The organism is Mycobacterium sp. 852014-52450_SCH5900713 (assembly GCF_001667075.1).
Classification (GTDB): Bacteria; Actinomycetota; Actinomycetes; order Mycobacteriales; family Mycobacteriaceae; genus Mycobacterium.
Genome location: NZ_LZIL01000023.1, coordinates 1 through 20976, shown reverse-complemented (window position 1 = coordinate 20976; position 20976 = coordinate 1). Strand labels below are relative to the sequence as shown.

Sequence of the window (20976 nt, the reverse complement as noted above, 5' to 3'; positions counted from 1 at the left end):
TTCGGCCAGGTTCGAGCCTTTGACCTGCGGGAATGACGCGCCCGGTCGGCACCGATTGTTCATCTTTTGTTTGCCGGCCCCGGCCGGATAGGGGTCAAAACCCTTGCGGGGAAAGCCCTGTCACTTCTCGACGAGGCCCTCGAGCCGCCCGATGGTGTCGATGAACTCCTCGACCATGTCGAGCACAACCGTTCGCGCGGGCCGGACCCGGTCGAGGGAGCCGACCACCTGTCCGACGAAGTAGGTGGCCAGCTCGCGCGCCTTGGCGCCGGGGTGCGCGGCCGCGGAGTTGATGCGTACCTGCGGTTCGGTGACCAGCGCGGTCTGCAACGGCATGCCGAGCGGGTCGGGTTTTTCCGGGCGCTCCCATTCGTCGGTCCAGGCCGTCCGCAGCATCCGCGCCGGCTTGCCCGTCATCGACCGCGACCGCACCGTGTCGGAGGAGCTGGCGGCCAGGAACTTGTCCTTGACCACCGGCGGCGTCTCGGCCTCCTCGGTGGTCAGCCACACCGACCCGCACCACACGCCTTCGGCGCCGAGGGCCAGCGCGGCCGCGATCTGGCGGCCTCGGGCGATGCCGCCGGCGGCGAGAACCGGCACGGGCGACACGGCATCGACGACCTCGGGAACCAGGACCATGGTGGCGACCTCGCCGGTGTGTCCCCCGGCCTCGGTGCCTTGCGCGACGATCAGGTCAACCCCCGCGGCCGCATGCCGTTCCGCGTGGCGCGTGGTGCCGGCCAGCGCGGCCACCAGCACGTCGCGGCCGTGGGCGCGTTCGACGAGGTCCGCCGGGGGTGGGCCCAGCGCGCTGGCGATCAGCCGGATGTCATGGGCGAACACCACGTCCAGCAGCGGCTCGTAGCCCTTGGGCGAGATGTTGAGGCCGCCGGCGGAGCCGCGCGGCTCCTGGGCCGGCGCCGTGATTCCGTAGCGGGCGAGGATGTCGTCGACGAACGCGCGGTGCTCCTCGGGCAGCAGCGCCTGCGCTTGTTTGGCGTCGATGCCGCCTTCGTCCGCGCCGACGTACTTGGGCGGCAGCAGCAGGTCGACCCCGAAGGGCTTGCCCCCCGTCTGCTCCTCGATCCAGCTCAGTTCGTTCTGCAGCCGCTGGGGACTGTGCGCCACCGCGCCGAGGATGCCGAACCCACCCGCATTGGTCACCGCGGCCACCACATCGCGGCAGTGACTGAAGGCGCAGATGGGGAACTCGACGCCGAGCATCTCAGCGACTCTGGTACGCATTGCCCGACGCTAAAGAGCTATCGATCGATATGTCAATCGATGACGGCGTCCGCGGGCGACCGGCCGTCCGGCGGCCAGCTCGCCACACCCTCCTCGAGCGGGACCTGGAGGCTGTGCAGGAGCGAGGAGACCATCCGCCACGCGCCGATCGCGGAGACGAGCTCGATGAGAACCGTTGTGTCGCCTTGCAATTCGCGCTCGCAGGCCGCCCAGCTCGCGGCGCTCACCGCGCCGTCGCGGACCACGTCGTCGGTGGCGGCCAGCACGGCGCGCTCGGTGGGTCCGAACCCGTCGTGCGCCTGCCAGTCGCGCACGCCGAGCAGGTCCTCGGGGGCCACGCCCAGCCTCGAGGCGACGCGCCAGTGCTGTGTCCATTCGTAGTCGCATGCGGTGAGCCAGCCGATCCGCATGATCACCAACTCGCGCAACCGCGGATCGAGCGCACCGTGCCAGAGCATGGTCGCGAGCAGGTCGTTGATGGCGCGTGCCAGCGGCGGGTGGTTGAGCAGCACCTGGAAGATGCTCAGTTCGGCCATGTAGTTCGGCACGGCCGCTTCGTCGGCGGCGGCCGTGGCTTCGTCGAGTGGCAACTTGGGCACGCGAGCTGTTGTCATAGTGAGCACTTGAGTGTAGCGAACACGCGGGGCGTTCCGATCGCCGACGTGGAAGCCGTTGATGCCGAAGTGTTTACGAGCAGCGCTCAGAGCAGTCCGAGCAGTTGCAGATCGGTGATGTACTTGACGATCACCGGCGCCGTCACGCGCGGGATATCCGGATCGTCGGTGTCGGGGCCGATCTTGGCTTCTCGCACCGCGGCGCGGAAGCGGTCGGTCGGCGCGAGCGAACCGCGGTCCGGTTCGCCGGGCTCGACCTGCTGGGTGCCGGGCAACTGCAGCAGTGGGAGCACCGAGTGTTGACGCTGCCGCTCGGGCAAGTCCTGCAGCGCGGCCTCGAACCGCCGCAGCCACTCCCCGAAGTCGTCGATCCGCTCGATCGGATAGCCGGCATCGACCAGCCAGTCCACGTACTGATCGATGCCGATGCCGTCGTCGTGTGGGTTCATCACGTGATACGTCTCGAACCCGGCGACCGCCTGCACACCCAGCGTGGCGATCGCTTCGGCGGCGAATTCGACGGGCAGCGCGTCGAAGTGCGCGCGCGGCGGGTTGCCGTCGGCGTCGAGGCGATAGAACGAGCGCGGCGCGACCCCGGTGGCCGCGATGCTCAGCACCATCCGGGTGAACATGTCCGACAGATTCAGTTGGCCCGCATAGCTGGTGTCGGCGAGCAGCATGTCGCAGCGGAACACCGAGACCGGCAACCCGCACAGGTCGTGGGACTCCCGCAGCAACACCTCGCCGGCCCACTTGCTGTTGGCGTAGCCGTTGGAGTAACCGCCGTCGATGATTCGGGTGGGGCTGATGACCCGGATGTCGGCGTCCTCGGTGAACGCCGCCCGATCGACCCCGTCGCCGACGTTTGCGGTCGAAACATAGCTGTAGGGCTTGCGTTTGGTGGTCAGCGCCAACCGGATGAGCTCGGCGGTGCCGGCCACGTTGGGGCCGAACAGCTCGCTGTAGGGCAGCACGCCATTGACCAGTGCGGCGCAGTCGACGATCAGGTCGACGGTGTCGGCCAGCCGCTGCCACGTCTGCTGGTTCAGGCCGAGGTTCGGCGCGCCCTTGTCGCCGGCGACGACCTCGAGATGGTCGGCGGCCAGGCCCTCGAAGTGGCCCAGCAGTCGGGGGTCGCCGCTGTCGAACGTCTTCTCCAACCGCTGCCATGCCTCCTCGTCGGAACCGGCGCGCACCAGGCAGATCAGCTTGCCGTCCACCCGCTCCAGCTGTTCGAGCCACTGCAGCGCCAGGTAGCGGCCCAGAAAGCCCGTCGCACCGGTCAACAGAACCGTCCGCACCTCCGAGCTTGGGCCGGGTAGCGACGGCGCGTTGCTCAGCGTCGTGGCGTCGATGAACTTGTCCAGCGTCAAGTCGCTGGCATACACCTCGGTGGCTTCACGGCCGTGCACGGACGCAAAGCTGGCCGCGGCGTTGTGCGCCGCCGCGAAATCGTGCCGATCCAACTGCTGACTCAGGCTGCGCACTGACGGCGCATCGAACACGGTTCGCACCGGCACGTGGATATCCAGAGCGGCGTGGATCGCGGCGACCAGGCGCATCGCCGACAGCGAATCGCCGCCGAGGTCGAAGAACGACTCCTCGACCCCGACCCGCTCCACCCCCAGGACCTGGGCGTAGATGTCGGCCAGCGTCTCCTCCACCGGCGTGGCGGGCGGGCGGTAGCGGTCACCGTCGGCGTAGTCCGGCGCCGGCAACGCCCTGGTGTCGAGCTTGCCGTTGACCGTCAGCGGCAGTCCGTCCAGCTTCACCACGGCGGCCGGGACCATGTAGGCGGGTAGCCGGTCGGCCAGCGCCGCCCGCAGTCCGGCCGGGTCGGCGGTCCCGGTGAAGTACGCCACCAGCCGCTTGTCCCCGGGACGGTCCTCGCGGGCGATCACCGCGACGTGTCCGGCCCCCTCGAGACCGGCCAGGGTCGTGCGGATCTCGCCGAGTTCGACGCGGTGCCCGCGGATCTTGACCTGTTCGTCGGCGCGGCCCAGGTACCGCAGTTGCCCGTCCGGGCCCCAGCACACCAAGTCCCCCGTGCGATACATCCGAGTGCCGGGCGCCCCGAAGGGGCACGCCACAAACCGCGACGCGGTCAGACCGGCTCGGCGCACGTAGCCGTACGTCAGCCCCGCTCCGGCGACGTACAGCTCCCCGATGACCCCGGCCGGCGCCTGCCGCAACCAATCGTCGAGGACGAACAGCGCGGCCCCGGGCACCGGTGAACCGATCGGCGGTTGGCCCGACTCCGGCGCCAGCGGCGCACTGATCGCCACGCACATCGTGGACTCGGTCGGGCCGTAGACGTTCAACATCGTCCGCCCCGGCGCCCACCGGTCCACCACCTCTTCCGGGCAAGCCTCACCGGCCACCACCAAGGCCGCCGAGTCCAGACCCTCCACGGCGAGCATTCCCGCCTCCGACGGTGTCTGGGTGAGCACGCTGACCTGTTCGGCAGTGAGCAGCGCGTGCAGCTCCTTCGGCGAGCGGGCTGTGGCGTCGGGCACCACCAGCACCCGCCCGCCGTGCAACAGCGCACCGAAGATCTCCCACACCGACACGTCGAAGACCAGGGAGTGGCTTTGCGACCACACGCCCGCGGCCGGCAGGGGCGCTTCGAGGGGGCCGAACAGCTGCGTGACGTTGCGGTGGGTGACCGCGACTCCCTTGGGGGTCCCGGTGGTGCCGGACGTGTAGATGACATAGGCGATGTCGTCGGCGGTCGGCGCCGGCAACGCGCCCTCGGGCTGGGCACCGACGGCGGGGTCGTCGACATCGATGACCCCGCGTTCGAACCCGTCCAGCCGCGACCGGAGGCCGGCCGTCGTCAGCGCGGCGATCGGCGCGGCATCGGCGAGGATGAACTCGATCCGCGGCGCGGGCAGCCCCGGATCGATCGGCAGGTACGCCGCCCCGGTCTTGAGGACCGCCAAAATCGCCACGATCGCCTCGGCCGAGCGGTCCACGAACAGCCCGACGCATTCACCCGGGCCGGCCCCGCGGCCAATCAGCAAGCGTGCCAACCGGTTTGCGGCGTGGTCGAGTTCGCGGTAGGTCAACGAGCGGTCGCCGCAGCTGACCGCCACCGCCTCGGGAGCGCGGGCCGCCTGGGCGTCGAACAGCTCCAGGATCGACGGCCAGGTCACCCTCCGGTTCGACGCCGCGCGATTACCCCACTCGTCGAGGCGGGCGCGCTCGCCGTCATCGAGCACGTCGATCGATGACAACGGCCGGGCGGGGTCGGCGGTGACGGCCACCAACACCCGGTGCAGGCGATTGATCAGCGTTTCGACGGTGCCGGCATCGAACACGTCGGTGCGGAATTCGACCTGCCCGCCGATCCCGGCGGGCTCACCGGCGTCACTGAAGTGCTCGGCCAGCGAGAAGGTCAGGTCCATGCGCGCGGTGTGGCTGTCCACCGGCAGCGGGGTGACCTGCAGGTCCCCCAGGTTCACGGCGGCGGGATCGTTGTTCTGCCAGGCCAGCATGACCTGGACGAGCGGGTGATGGCTCAGGCTGCGGGCGGGGCGGAGCCGCTCCACCAGCACCTCGAAGGGAACGTCCTGGTGCTCGTAGGCGGCCAGGCTGCGCCCCCGGACCTGCGCCAGCACCTGCGCGACCGTCGGGTCGCCACCGAGATCCGTCCGCAGCACCAGGGTGTTGACGAAGAAGCCCACCACGTCGTCGAGCAGCGGGTCGCGCCGGCCGGCGATCGGGAAGCCGACGGCCACCTCGCTGCTCCCGCTCAGCGCCGACAACAGCACCGCCAGGGCGGCCTGAACCACCATGAAACTGGTCGCGTTGTGGGCACGCGCCACCTCGCGCACCCGCCGCTGCAACTCGACCGGCCACCGCACACCCACCGTGGCGCCGCGATGGTCGGCCACCAGCGGGTAGGGCCGATCGGTGGGCAACTCGAGCCGCTCGGGCATCCCGGCCAGGTTGTGTTCCCAGAACCGCACCTGCCCGGCGATCGGGCTGTCCGGGTCGTCCAGGTCGCCGAATTGGGCGCGCTGCCACAGCGTGTAGTCGGCGTACTGCACCGCCAGCGGCGCCCATCCGGGCGCAGCGCCCACGCATCGGCTGGCGTAGGCCACGCCGAGGTCACGGACCAGCGGCGTGAGCGACAAGCCGTCGGCGGCGATATGGTGCAGCACCGAGACCAACACGTGTTCGTCCTCGGCCGTGCGGAAAAGCCAGGCGCGCAGGGGGATTTCGGTGCCGAGGTCGAACGCGTAGTGCGCCACCGCCTCGACGGCCTCTTCCAGCCGGTCCGGTGGCCAGGTGGTGGCGTCGACCACGTCCCACCCGACATCGGCATTCTCGGGCGCGACCACGACCTGTTGCGGGGTCCCTTCGGCCGCGATGAACACCGTGCGCAGGCTTTCGTGACGGGCCACCACGTCGCCCAACGCGGCACCGAACGCGTCGGCGTCCAGGCGGCCCTGCAGCCGCAACGCCGCCGCCATGTTGTACACCGCCGAGGGCCCCTGCAACTGGTCGAGGAACCACAATCGGGATTGGGCGAAGGACAACGGGATCACCGGTGGACGCTCGATCGCCACCAGGGCCGTGCGCCCCGCCCCGTCCGCACCGAGGTGCGGCGCCAACTGGTGGATCGTGGGTGCCTCGAACAGGGACCGCACCCCGAGGTGGACGTTCAGGCCGGCGTTGACGGCGGCGATCAAGCGCATCGCCGCGAGTGAATCCCCGCCCAGATCGAAGAACGAGTCGTCGACGCCGACGCGGTCGAGGCCGAGGACCTGGGCGTAGATGCCGGCCAAAATCTCTTCGGTGGGCGTGGCGGGGGCACGGTAAGGAGCGTCGCGGTAATCGGGCGCCGGCAGGGCGCGGGCGTCGAGTTTGCCGTTGACCGTCAACGGGATTGCGTCCACGGCGACGACCGCGGCGGGCACCATGTAGGCCGGCAACCGCTCGGCGAGTGCGGCGCGGACGTGGGCCGGCTCGGCGGCCCCGGTCACGTAGCCCACCAGCCGCTTGTCCCCCGGCCGGTCTTCACGGGCGATCACCGCCGCCTGCTCCACCCCGTCCAAACCCGTTAGTGCCGCGCGGATTTCGCCGAGCTCGATGCGGTAGCCGCGGATCTTGACCTGATCGTCCGCGCGCCCGAGGTAGCGCACCTGCCCGTCGGCGCCCCAGCGCACCAGATCCCCGGTGCGATACATCCGTCGACCAGGCGCTCCCGACGGACACGCCACGAAGCGTGACGCCGTCAGGCCCGACCGGCCCACGTACCCACACGCCAGACCCCGGCCCGCCACATACAACTCGCCCACCACTCCGACCGGCACCGGCCGCAACCAGTCATCCAGCACGAGGAAGGCGAGGTGCGCCAGGGGAATTCCGATGGGGCTGCCCGCGCTGCCGGCGTCCCAAGCGACGATCTCGCGGAACGAGGCGTGCACCGTGGTCTCGGTGGTGCCGTACATGTTGATCAGCCGCGGCCGCCCCGGATGGTTGTCCAGCCAATTGCCCAGCCGCTGGGGTTCGAGCGCCTCGCCACCGAACACCAGCGTCTGCAGCTTGAGTTGCTGGGCGAGGTCGGGTGAGAGCGCATCGGCGGTTTGCAGCGCGTCGAACGCGGACGGCGTCTGACTCAGCACGCTGACCTGTTCACGAACCAGCAAGGCATACAGGTCTTCTGGTGATCGGACCACCGCGTCGGGCACGACCACCAGACGGCCGCCGCGCAACAGGGCGCCGAAGATCTCCCACACCGAGAAGTCGAACGCCAGCGAGTGGCACTGCGTCCACACCTGCCCGAGTTCCAGCTCCCCATCCAATGCCTCCAAGAGCTGGGTGACGTTGCGGTGGGTGACCGCCACCCCCTTGGGAATTCCGGTCGTACCGGACGTGTAGATGATGTAGGCGATGTCCTCCGGGGCCGGTGCCGGCATCGCGGCATCGGGCAGCGTATCCACCCTCGGGTCGTCGATCTCGATTACCGGGAGGCCGCAGCCATCGAGCCGCGACCGCAGCTCGCTCGTCGTGAGCACGGCGACCGGCGCGGCATCGGTGAGCATGAAGCCGATCCGCGCCGCCGGCAGCCCCGGATCGATCGGCACATAGGCCGCACCGGATTTCAGTACCGCCAGCATCGCCGCGACCGCACCGGCCGACCGGGGAATCAGCAGCGCCACCCGCTGTCCCGGACCCGCGCCATGGTCGGCCAACAGACGAGCCAATCGGTTTGCGGCGAGGTCGAATTGGCGGTAGGTCCACGAGCGATTTCCGCAGCTGATCGCAACCGCGTCCGGGGTGCGATTCACCTGGGCGGTCAACAGCTGGGGAATCGACAGTCCCGTCGGCGCGGGTTGATTGAGCGCGGCGTGGTTGCCGATGACCTCGAGGCGGGCGTGTTCTGCCTCGTCGAGCACGTCGATCGACGACAGCCGGCGGGCGGGGTCGGCCGTGATGGCCGCCACCACCCGCTGGAGTCGTGCGACAAGCGTTGCGACGGTGGCGGTGTCGAACACGTCGGTACGGAACTCGACGGCTCCGCCGATCCCGGCGGAGCGGCCGTCGTCGGTCCAGCGTTCGGCCACCGAGAACAACAGATCCGTGCGGGCGGTGCGGGTGTCCACCGGCAGCGGGGTAACCTGCAAATCGCCAAGGCTCAGGGCGGCGGGGTCGTTGTTCTGCCAGGCCAGCATCACCTGGACGAGCGGATGATGGCCCAGGCTGCGGGTGGGGTTCAGCCGTTCCACGAGCAGCTCGAAGGGCACGTCCTGGTGCTCATAGGCGGCCAGGCTGCGCTGTCGCACCTGGGCCAACAGCTCGGCGACGGTGGGATCCCCGGCCAGATCCACCCGCAGCACCAAGGTATTGACGAAGAAGCCCACGACCTCGTCGAGCACGGGATCGCGGCGCCCGGCGATCGGAAAGCCCACGGCCACATCGGCGCTCGCACTGAGCTTGGCGAGCAGTACCGCCAGGGCCGCCTGCATCACCATGAAACCGGTCGCATTGTGCGACCGGGCCACCTCGCGTACCCGGTCCTGCAACTCGGCCGGCCAGTCGACTTCCACGCTCGCCCCGCGGTAATCGGCCACCGCCGGATAGGGCCGATCGGTGGGCAACTCGAGACGCTCGGGCATCCCGGCCAAAGCGTCCTGCCAGTACCGCAACTGGCCGGCGATCGGGCTGTCCGGGTCGTCGAGATCACCGAGTTGGGCCCGCTGCCACAGCGTGTAGTCGGCGTACTGCACGGCCAGCGGCGCCCATCCCGGCGCCCGCCCCTCGCACCGGCTGGCGTAGGCGACGCCGAGGTCGCGCACCAGTGGGGTGAGCGACCAGCCGTCGGCGGCGATGTGATGCACGACGGCCACCAGCAGGTGCTCGGCCTCGGCCACTCGGAAAAGTTTTGCGCGCAGGGGCAGCTCGGCGGTCAGGTCGAACGGATGCCCCGCGGCCGCTCCGACGGCCTCACCCAACCGCGTCGCGGACCAGCCGGTGGCGTCCACCACTGCCCATCCGGGGTCGGCGTCCTCGGGCCGCACCACCACCTGCTGGGCTGTTCCCCCGGTCGCGACGAACACCGTGCGCAGGCTTTCGTGCCGGGCGAGCACGTCGGCCAGCGCGGCGCGCAACGCCTCGGCTTCCAGGTGTCCGCGCACGCGCAGCGCCGCGGCCATGTTGTACACCGGCGAGGGCCCGTGCAGCTGATCGATGAACCACAGCCGGGACTGCGCGAACGACAAGGGCAGCACCGCCGGCCGCGCGCCGGCCACCACGCGCGCCGGTGCACCGTCGCCCGCGGCAAGGAGCGGCGCCAGCCGGCGAATGGTGGGTGCCTCGAACACCGCACGCACCGACAGCTGGGCATCCAATCCCGCGTTGACGGCGGCGACCAGGCGCATGGCCGTCAGCGAATCGCCACCCAGGTCGAAGAACGATTCCTCGACACCGACGCGGGCCAATCCCAATACCCTGGCATAGATTTCGGCGAGGATGCCCTCGACCGGCGTCGCCGGGGCGCGGTAGGAATCGGTGTCGTGGTATTCCGGCGCCGGCAGGGCCCGGGTGTCGAGTTTGCCGTTGACCGTCAACGGGATCGCGTCCATTGCGACGACCGCGGCGGGCACCATGTGGGCGGGCAACCGCTCGGCGAGCGCGGAGCGGATCCCCGCCGGGTCGGCGGTTCCCGTCATGTAGCCCACCAGCCGGCCCTCGCGGGCGATCACCGCCGCCTGCTCGACTCCGGCCAAAGTGGTCAGCGCCGAATGGATTTCACCAAGTTCGATGCGATAGCCCCGAATCTTGACCTGGTCATCGGCGCGCCGCACATAACGAAGCTGCCCGTCGGAGCCCCAGCGCACCAGGTCCCCGGTGCGATACATGCGCGCCCCGGCCCCGCCGAACGGGCACGCCACGAAGCGCGACGACGTCAGCCCGGATCGGCCCAGATACCCGCACGCCACACCGCGGCCGGCGACATACAACTCGCCGACCATACCGGCCGGCACCGGCCGTAACCACTTGTCCAACACCATTATCGCGGCGCCGGACACCGGGGCGCCGATCGGCGGGGCTCCGGCTCCCCCGGTCAGCGGGGCGCTAATCGTCGCGTCCACGGTGGTCTCGGTCGGGCCGTAGGCGTTGACCACCACCCGGCCCGGCGCCCACCGATCCACCAGCTCGGCCGGGCAAGGCTCGCCACCGATCACCAGGGCCACCGCATCCAGGCCCTCCGGCGACAACGCACTCGCCTCGGACGGGGTTTGGCTCAGCACGCTCACTTGTTCGCGAATCAGCAACGCGCGCAGCTCTTCCGGTGCCTGGACCACCGGTTCGGGCACCACGACCAGCCGCCCCCCGTCGAGCAGCGCGCCGAAGATCTCCTGGACCGAGACGTCGAAGCCCAGCGAGTGGCAGTGCGACCAGACGCCCGCCGCCGGCAGGGGCGCGTGCAGCGACGCCATCAGCTGGGTCACGTTGTGGTGGGTGACCGCCACGCCCTTGGGCACACCCGTGGTGCCGGACGTGTAGATCAGGTACGCGATGTCCTCCGGGGCGGGCGAGGGCAACGCCGTGGCGGGTTGGGTGCGCACCGACGGATCGTTGACGTCGACGACCGGCACATCAGACCCATTGAGCCGCGACCGTAGGGCCGCGGTGGTGACGGCGACCACCGGCGCGGCGTCGGCGATCATGAACCCGACCCGCGCGGCCGGTAGGCCGGGGTCGATCGGCAGGTAGGCGGCCCCCGTCTTGAGCACCGCCAGGATCGCGGCGATGGCGTCGGTGGACCGCGAAAACAGCAGCGCCACAAAGGCACCGGGGCCGGCGCCGTGGCCCGCCAGTCGGTGCGCCAGGCGATTCGCGGCCTCGTCCAGTCTTTGATACGTCATGGACGTGCCGTCGAAGCTCAGCGCCACCGCCTCCGGCGTACGGGCCACGTGGGTGGCGAACACCTCCGGAATCGACCTCCCGGGCACCGGGTCGCTCAGTACCGCGTGGTTTCCCCACCCGGCCAGACGGGCGTGCTCCGACTCGTGGAGCGTATCGATCGTCGACATCAGGCGGGTGGGGTCGCCCGTCATGCCCGCCAGCAACCGACGGAACCGCTCGACCATCGCCTCGATGCCGGCCGCGTCGAACACGTCGGTGTCGAATTCGACACGCAGGCCGAGCACTTCACCCGGAACGGCTTGCACCGACAGCGGATAGTGGTTGAACTCACGGCTGGTGAAGTCGGTGACAGTGAGCTCATGGACGCCCGCCAATGCGGCGGTGTCGACCGGATAGTTTTCGTACACGAACAAGGTGTCGAACAACTGGTCGTGTCCAGTCGCGCGGTGGATTTCGGACAGCGCCAGATGCTGGTGTTCGAGCGTGTGATTATGGGCGCGGCGCAGCTGGTCGAGCAGGCCGGCGACGGTGGTTGCCCCGGTGATGATGGCCCGCACCGGAACCGTGTTGATCAGCAAGCCCACCATTGACTCGGCGCCCGACACCTCGGCCGGCCGGCCCGAGACCACGGCGCCGAAGACCACGTCGTCGTGGCCGGTCAGCCACGCCAACAGCTGCGCCCACGCGGCCTGCAGGACGGTGCTGACGGTGGTGTGCGACGAGCGCGCCAGCCCGCTCAGGGCCCGCGTCGTCTCCGCCGGCACTTGGAAGGTGGCCACGCCCCGCCGGCCTACCCGACCCGGTGGGCGCACCAACGTCGGGGTGTCGAACCCGTCGAACGCCTGGCGCCACGCGGCTTTTGCCGCCGCCACGTCTCGGTCCGCGAGCCAGCTGAGGTAGCTGCGAAACGGCGCCGCCGGCGGCAACCGCTCTCGGTAATAGCCGGCGAAGATCTCCTGAAGCAGGATCGGCAGCGACCATCCGTCCATCACGATGTGGTGGACGGTCAGGACGAAGCGGTGCCGGTCGGTTGCGGTGCGGATCAAAGCGGCCCGGAACGCCGGGCGGACGGCGAGGTCGCAGACCGCAGCGCGTTCGGCGGCGCACAGCTGCCCGATCTGCTCGCCCGGGTCCGGGTCGTCGGCGTCGAGTTGGAGATAGCGCCAGGCCAGCGCCGGGTCGGCCGGGATGAGCTGCACGGGTTCGTCGAAATCTTCGCAGAACCGGGCCACCAGATTGGGGTGCCGGTTCAGCACGGTGTGCACGGCCTCGCGAAGGCGCTGCGGCTCGAGCGGGCCGCACACGGTGATGTCCAGTTGCACCGCATACACGTCGTCGCCGGGGCCGCGTTCGGTAGTGGCGTGGAAAAGCAGGCCCTGCTGCAGCGGGGTCAGCGGCAACACGTCGGCGGTCGGGTGCCGGCCGCACACCTCGTCGATCTCCTGCTGGCTCAGCCGGGCCGGTGCGATGTCCGACGGGGTCAATCCGCCCCCGCCGTTTCGCACGTGCGCGCAGATGCCGGCCAGCGCGTCACACCACAATTGGCTGACTCGGCTGACTTGAACGCGCCCGAGCGCTGACGGCGCCCATGTCCAATTCGCCCGCAGGCTAGGCCCATTCGCGGTTTCCGCGGTGCCGGCGTTGAGTTCCAGCGTGTGCCCCAGCGGCATGGGCAGCGCCGCGGTCGCGGCGGTCAGCGACAGGCCCTCTTGGTCGAGTCGCCACAATTCCGCTGGCAACTCGGCCGCCCCACCGAGCCGTCCCAGGTAGTTGAAACCGATCACCGGATCCGGACCATCCAGTCCCACTTCGGGATTCAGATAGCGCAGCAGCCCATAGGTCAGCCCGTCCGGCAGTGCCCGCAACTGTTCTTTGGCGTTCTTGACGAGCGCGCCGAGCTCGCCGTCACCGGCTTTGACCTTCGCCCAGTCCGGCTTACCCAGGGTGAACGCGACCGGATATTTGGCCGTGAACCACCCCACCGTGCGCGACAGGTCGACGCGCGGGCCCACGTCTTCGTGGCGGCCGTGGCCCTCGATATCGATAGAAAGCGGCGCGCCGGTGCCCAGGAATTCGTTGATCGCCAACCCGAGGGCGACCACCAAAATGTCCTGGACACCGGCGTGAAGCGCCGCCGGCACTGCCCCCAGCAACAAGCGAGTGGTTTCGACATCCAGTGAGACCGACAATTGTTCGGCCGTCTGATAGGTATCCGCGTCGGGGCGCACCGCCGGCAACGCGGCGGGGATCGCCGCCACCCGGCGCCAGGTGTCCGCCAACGCGACAACCTCGGGGCGGCGGGCGTGCTCCGCCAGCAGTGCCGACCAGCGGGCGAACGACGTCCCACCCGCGGGCAGCGCCACCGGCCGCCCGCTGTGCAGCTGGCTCCACGCGATGTTCAAGTCCTCCAACAGGATTCGCCACGACACTCCGTCTACAGCGAGGTGGTGGACGACCAGCGCCAACCGGCCGGTGGACTCCGCCCATACCGCCCGCAGCATCGTCCCCGCGGCCGGGTTCAAGCGCGACCGCGCCGCTACCAACGCGGCTTCGGACAACACGTCGACAGTGCGTACGCACCCGCGCGCGTCGACCGTTCCGGGTTCGGGCACCTGCAGCGACCAGCCGCCGGCGCCGTCGTCGTCGACGCGCAGCCGCAGCATGGGGTGCCGATCGATCATGGCCTGTAGCAGCGCCACCACGTCGTCATGGGTGGCGCCCGCGGGGGCTTGGACCACCATGGCCTGGTTGAACTGGTCGACCGCCCCGTCGACCCGGTGCAGCCAGTGCATGATCGGGGTGGCCACGACTTCGCCGATGCCCTCGTCGATCACGTCGTCGTCGGTGACCACTCCGGCCACCCGGGCCAGCCTGGCCACGGTCTGCTCGACGAAGATGTCGCGCGGGCGGAACACGACGCCGGCCGCCCGCGCCCGGGCCACCACCTGCATCGACAAGATGCTGTCGCCGCCCAGGTCGAAGAAGGAGTCGTCGACCCCGACGCGGTCCACGCCCAGCACCTGGGCGTAAATGCCGCCGAGGACCTCTTCGACCGCGTCGCCCGGCGCGCGATAACTCTCGGCGGTTTGGTAGTCGGGCGATGGCAGTGCTCGGCTGTCGAGTTTGCCGTTAACCGTCAGCGGCAGCTGATCCAGTGCGACGACCGCGGCCGGGACCATGTAGTTGGGCAACCGGTCGGCCAGTTGGGCGCGGGCATGGGCGGGCTCGGCCGTCCCGGTGATGTAAGCAACGAGGCGCTTGTCGCCGGGTCGATCCTCGCGGACGACCACGGCCGCCTGCGCGACCCCGGTCAAACCGGTTAGCGCCGTGCGGATTTCGCCGAGCTCGATGCGGTAGCCGCGGATCTTGACCTGCTCGTCGATCCGCCCAAGGTATTGCAGCTGACCATCGGGATCCCAGCACGCCAGGTCTCCGGTGCGATACATGCGTTGTCCAGGCGCCCCGGCCCCGCCGAGCGGGCATGCCACGAACCGCGAGGCGGTCAACCCCGACCGGCTCACGTACCCACACGCCACGCCGCGTCCGGCCACATACAACTCGCCCACCACGCCGACCGGCACCGGCCGCAACCACTTATCCAACACGAACAACGCCGCACCCGGCACGGGCGACCCGATCGGCGGCGCTCCGGTTCCCGCCGCCAGCGGCGCGGTCATCGCCGCGTACATGGTGGTCTCCGTCGGACCGTATTGGTTGACCATCACGCGCCCGGGCGCCCACCGGTCCACCACCTCGGGCGGACAGGGCTCCCCGCCCATCACCAGCGTCGCCGCCGCCTCCAGACCCTGCGGCGATAACGCCGCCACCGCCGAGGGGGTCTGGCTCAACACGCTGACCTGCTCGCGAACCAGCATGGCATGCAGGTCTTCCGGTGAGCGCACGACGTTCTCGGGCACGATGACCAGCCGGCCGCCGCGGAGCAGCGGCCCGAAGATTTCCCAGACCGAGAAGTCGAACGCCAGCGAGTGGCATTGCGACCACACCTCGCCGAGTTCCAGCTCTTCGTGCACCGATTCGAGCAGTTGGGTGACGTTGTGGTGGGTGACTGCCACGCCCTTGGGCACTCCGGTGGTTCCCGAGGTGTAGATGATGTAGGCGATGTTCTCGGGGTCCGGCGCCGCCGGTCCGCCGTTGGGTTGGGTTGCTATTTCGGGGTCGTCGAAGTCGATGACGGCGAGGTCCGACCCGTCGAGCCGCGACCGCAACTCGGGGCTGGCGATCGCGGCGAGCGGTATGGCGTCGGTGAGCATGAACTGGATGCGCGCGGCGGGCAGCCCCGGGTCGATGGGCAGGTAGGCCGCCCCGGTTTTGAGCACCGCCAGTATCGCGATGACGGCCTGGGCCGAACGCTCGGCCAGCAGCGCCACGCACTCCCCCGGGCCGGCGCCGTACTCAATCAGCAGGTGCGCCAACCGATTAGCGGAGTGCTCGACCTCGGCGTAGGTCCACGGACGCCCGCCGCAGGTGATCGCCACCGACTCGGGTGCGCGGTCGACCTGGGTGGCGAACAACTCCGGGATCGAGGTTCCCGGGGACGCGGGCCGGCTCAGCACCGCGCGGTTGCCGATGACCTCGAGCCGCGCGTGCTCGTTCGCATCGAGCACATCGATCGACGAGAGCCGACGCGCGGGATCGGTGGTCATCGCGACCAATACGTGGTGCAGTTGCTCGATCATTCCCTCGATGCGGGTGGTGTTGTATACGTCGGTACGGAATTCCACCGCCCCTCCGATGCCGGCGGGCTGGCCGTCCTCGGTCCAGCGTTCGGCCAGCGAGAACACCAGATCCATGCGGGCGCTGTGGGTGTCCGTCGGCAGCGGGGTGATTTGTAGGTCACCCAGGGTGAGGTCGGCGAAATCGTGGTTCTGCCAGGCTAAGACGACTTGGATGAGGGGGTGGTGGCTCAGGCTGCGGGTTGGATGCAACCGCTCCACGAGGACTTCGAAGGGCACGTCCTGATGTTCGTAGGCGGCCAGGCTGCGCTGCTGCACCTGAGCCAAAAGCTCAGCCACGGTCGGGTTCCCGGATAGATCGGTACGCAACACCAGCGTGTTGACGAAGAAGCCGACCAACTCGTCCAGCGCGAGATCACGACGCCCGGCGATCGGAAAACCCACCGCGACATCCGAAGTCGCGCCCAGCTTGGCCAACACCACCGCCAACGCGGCCTGCACCACCATGAAACTGGTCGCATTGTGTTCACCGGCCACCTCACGCACCCGCTGCTGCAACTGCGCGGGCCACTCCACGGCCACCCGCGCCCCCCGATAATCAGCCACCGCCGGATACGGCGATCCGTCGGCAACTCCAACCGCTCAGGCATCCCCGCCAACGCGTCCATCCAATAGGCCAACTGCGCGGCGATCGCACTATGCGGATCATCCAGATCACCAAACTGCGCCCGCTGCCACAAGGTGTAATCCACATACTGGACGGGTAATTCGGCCCAGCCGGGCGCTTCACCCGCACACCGACTGGCATACGCCACCCCCAGATCACGCACCAACGGCGTAATCGACCACCCGTCAGCGGCAATATGGTGAGCCACCGCCACGAGCACATGCTCACCCTCACCCAACCGGAAAAGCGTCGCCCGCAACGGAACCTCAGCAGCCAGATCAAACGAGTAACGCGCCGCCGCCTCGATGGCATCAGCGAGCCGGCTCGCCGGCCAGCCGTCGGTGTGCACTACGTCCCAACCGACGCCGGCCTGCGTGGACGGCAGCACGACCTGTTGCGGGTTGCCCTCCGGCGCAGCGAAGACGGTGCGCAGGCTCTCGTGGCGGGCCACCACGTCGGCCAAGGCGGCGCGCAACGCGTCGATGTTCAGCCGGCCGACCAGCCGCAGGGCAGCGGCCATGTTGTAGACCGGTGACGGCCCGTGCAATTGGTCCAGGAACCACAACCGGCTCTGGGCGAACGAAAGCGGCACCGTCGCAGGCCGTTCGGCGGCGACCAACGGCATCAGGCCGCCCCCGCTGCTGCCGGTTCGGGGCGCCAACTGCGCCACCGTGGGTGCCTCGAACAGCGCCCGCACCGTCAGTGCGGTATCCAGCCCACTGTTGATGGCCGCGATCACCCGCATCGCCGAGAGCGAGTCGCCGCCGAGGTCGAAGAACGACTGGTCGATTCCGACCCGCTCGAGGCCCAGGACTTGGGCGTAGATGCCGGCGAGGATTTCCTCGATCGCGCTGCCCGGGGCGCGGTAGTGATCGGTGTCGGTGTATTCGGGTGGGGGTAGGGCGCGGGTGTCGAGTTTGCCGTTGATGGTGGTGGGCAGGGCGGGCAGTGCGACGATGGCGGCCGGGATCATGTAGTCGGGTAGGCGTTGGGCGAGGTGGGTGCGCAGCGCGGTGGGCTCGGCGGTGCCGGTGATGTAGCCGATGAGGCGTTTGTCACCGGGGCGGTCCTCGCGCACGATGACGACCGCGTCGGCGACCCCGTCCAGGGCGGCCAGGGCGGTACGGATTTCGCCGATCTCGATGCGGTAGCCGCGGATCTTGACCTGCTCATCGGCGCGCCCGACATAGCGCAGCTGCCCATCAGCACCCCAGCACACCAGATCCCCGCTGCGATACATCCGCGCACCCGCCGGCCCGAACGGACACGCCACGAACCGCGTCGCGCTCAACCCCGCCCGGCGCACATACCCATAACCGACCCCGCGCCCGGCCACATACAACTCCCCGACGACCCCGACCGGCACCGGGCGCAACCAGCCATCCAGGACGAACAACGCCGCACCGGGGACCGCCGCCCCGATCGGCGGCGCCCCGGACTTGGCCGCCAACGGGGTACTGGCCGTGGCGAAGATCGTGGTCTCGGTCGGGCCGTAGACGTTGATCATCGTCCGCCCCGGCGCCCAGCGGTCCACCACCTCGGGCCCCACCGGTTCGGCCCCGATCACCAGCGCCGTGCCCTCCAAACCCTGCGGGGACAGCACCCGCACCGCCGCGGGGGTCTGACTCAACACCGTCACCTGCTCGGCGACCAACAGGGCGTGCAAGTCCTTCGGGGAGCGGGCCACCGCATCGGGGACCACCACCAGCCGCCCCCCGTGTAGCAGCGCCCCCCAGATCTCCCACACCGAGAAATCAAAGGCATACGAATGGAACTGGGTCCACACCTGCCCCGACCCCAACACCACACCCACCTGCGGTGCGTCGAACAACCGGGTCACATTGGCGTGGCTGACCGCCACCGCCTTGGGCACCCCGGTGGTGCCCGAGGTGTAAATAATGTGCGCCACATCCTGCGGATCGGGGCCCGGCGGCGCCGTGGTGGGCTGCGCGGCCAAAGCGGGGCTGTCCACGTCGATGACCGCCACCACATACCCGGCCAACTTGCCGGCCAGCGCGGCGGTGGTCAGCGCGGCCACCGGCGCGGTATCGGCGATCATGAACTCAATGCGCGCCGCCGGCAACCCCGGGTCGATCGGCAAATACGCCGCCCCGGACTTGAGCACCGCCAAGATCGCCACGATCGCCTCGGCCGAGCGGTCCAACAACACCGCCACCGACTCCCCCGGACCCACACCGCGCCCAATCAACAAATGCGCCAACCGATTCGACGCCTCATCCAACTCCCGATACGACCACGACCGACCCTCACACCGCACCGCCACCGCCACCGCCGCACCAGCCACCCGCGCCGCAAACAACCCCGGAATCGACACCGGCACCCACGACCGGGCCAGGACCGCGCGGTTGGCGATCTCGTCGAGCCTGCGGTGTTCGCCGGCACCGAGCACGTCGATCGCCGACAGCGGTCGGGCCGTATCGGTCGTCAACGAGACCAGCACCCGCTGGAAGCGATCGATCAATGTCTCGATGGTGTCGGCGTCGAACACATCGGTGCGGAACTCCACCGTCCCGCCGATGCCGTCGGGCTGGGCGTCCTCGGTCCAACGTTCGGCCAACGAAAACACCAAATCCATGCGGGCGGTGTGACTGTTCAGTGGCAGCGCGGTAACGTGCAGATCGCCCAAGCTCAGTTCGGCGGGGCTGTTGTTCTGCCAGGTCAACATCACTTGGACCAACGGGTGATGGGTCAGGCTGCGCGTGGGGTTGAGCCGGTCCACCAGCGCTTCGAAGGGCACATCTTGGTGCTCGTAGGCGGCGAGGCTGCGCCGCCGCACCTGAGCCAACACCTCCGCGAGGGTGGGATTTCCGGCGAGGTCGACCCGGAGTACCAGGGTGTTGACGAAGAAGCCCACCAGCTCATCCAGCGCCGGGTCCTGACGGCCGGCGATCGGAAAGCCCACGGCCACATCCGAAGTCGCGCTGACCTTGGCCAGCAACACCGTCAAGGCGGCCTGAATCACCATGAAGCTCGTCGCATTGTGCTCGCGAGCTACCGCGCGGACCCGATGCTGCAACTCCGCCGGCCACTCCACGGCCACGCTGGACCCGTGATGGTCGGCCACCGATGGGTAGGGCCGGTCGGTGGGCAGTGCGAGATGCCCGGGCATGTCGGCCAAGGTCTGCTGCCAATACCGCAGCTGCCCCGCGACAGGACTGTCGGGATCGTCCAGATCCCCCAACCGGGCCTGCTGCCAGAGCGTGTAGTCGACGTACTGCACCGCCAGCGGCGCCCATCCCGGCGCCTTGTCCGCAGACCGGCTGGCATAGGCCACGCCGAGGTCGCGGACCAGCGGCGCCAGGGACCACCCATCTGCGGCGATATGGTGGGCGACCGCCACGAGCACATGCCGGTTCTCGGTGACCCTGAAAAGCTCAGCACGCAGGGGAATTTCGGTTCCCAGATCGAACGAGTGGCGCGCCACTGATTCGATGGCCTGCTCGAGGCGGCTGGCCGACCAATCGCCGGCGTCCACCACCTGCCAACCGAAGTCGGCCCGATCGGCGGGGACAACCACCTGCCGGGGTGTTCCCCTCGGCGCGACGAACACCGTGCGCAAACTTTCGTGTCGGGCCACCACATCGCCCAGTGCCGCCGCGAGTGCCTCGACATCCAGGTGCCCGTCCAGCCGCATGGCCGCGGCCATGTTGTAGACCGGCGACGGTCCCTGCAGTTGATCGGTGAACCACAGCCGGCTCTGAGCGAATGACAACGGCAGCACCGCCGGGCGCGCACCGGCCACCACCCGCGCCGGTCGCTCGTCGCCCGCACCGAGACGTGGGCCCAATTGGCGAATCGTCGGCGCCTCGAACAAGGTTCGCACCACGAGGTCGGCATCAAGCGCGGCATTGACTGCCGCAACCAAACGCATGGCCGACAACGAATCCCCGCCCAGATCGAAGAAGGAGTCGTCGACCCCGACGCGCTCCAGTCCCAACACCCGGGCATAAATGCCGGACAGCATTTCCTCGACCGGGGTTGCCGGAGGGCGGTATTCGCCGCTCTCCCGGTAGTCGGGCGCCGGTAGGGCGCGGGTGTCGAGCTTGCCGTTGACAGTCAGCGGCAGTTGGTCCAGCGCGACAATCGCCGCCGGGACCATATAGTTGGGCAGCCGGTCGGCCAGCTGCGCGCGGAGGCGGGCGGGCTCGGCTTTCCCGGTGATGTAGGCGACGAGGCGCTTATCGCCGGGGCGATCCTCCCGCACGACCACCGCTGCCTGTGCCACCCCGGCCAAACCGGTTAGCGCCGTGCGGATTTCGCTCAGCTCGATGCGGTAGCCGCGGATCTTGACCTGCTCGTCGGCGCGGCCCATGTACTGCAGCTGGCCATCGGCGCCCCAGCGGACCAGGTCGCC

Annotated in this window: 2 protein-coding genes and 1 pseudogene; all 3 read right to left on the bottom strand. The window is 69.5% G+C overall.

Going from position 1 to position 20976, the window contains the following annotated elements; all coding sequences use genetic code 11:
• Nucleotides 1–120: 120 nt before the first annotated feature.
• Nucleotides 121–1245, bottom strand: a complete 1125-nt coding sequence (locus A5773_RS06035) for a nitronate monooxygenase family protein (RefSeq protein WP_067789996.1) — start codon at nucleotides 1243–1245, stop codon at nucleotides 121–123.
• A 32-nt stretch (nucleotides 1246–1277) separates the two neighbouring features.
• Nucleotides 1278–1859, bottom strand: coding sequence for a carboxymuconolactone decarboxylase family protein (locus tag A5773_RS06030; protein WP_066953319.1), 582 nt, complete (start codon nucleotides 1857–1859; stop codon nucleotides 1278–1280).
• Between the two features lie 86 nt (nucleotides 1860–1945).
• Nucleotides 1946–20976: pseudogene (locus A5773_RS06025) on the bottom strand (non-ribosomal peptide synthase/polyketide synthase); the annotation flags it as partial.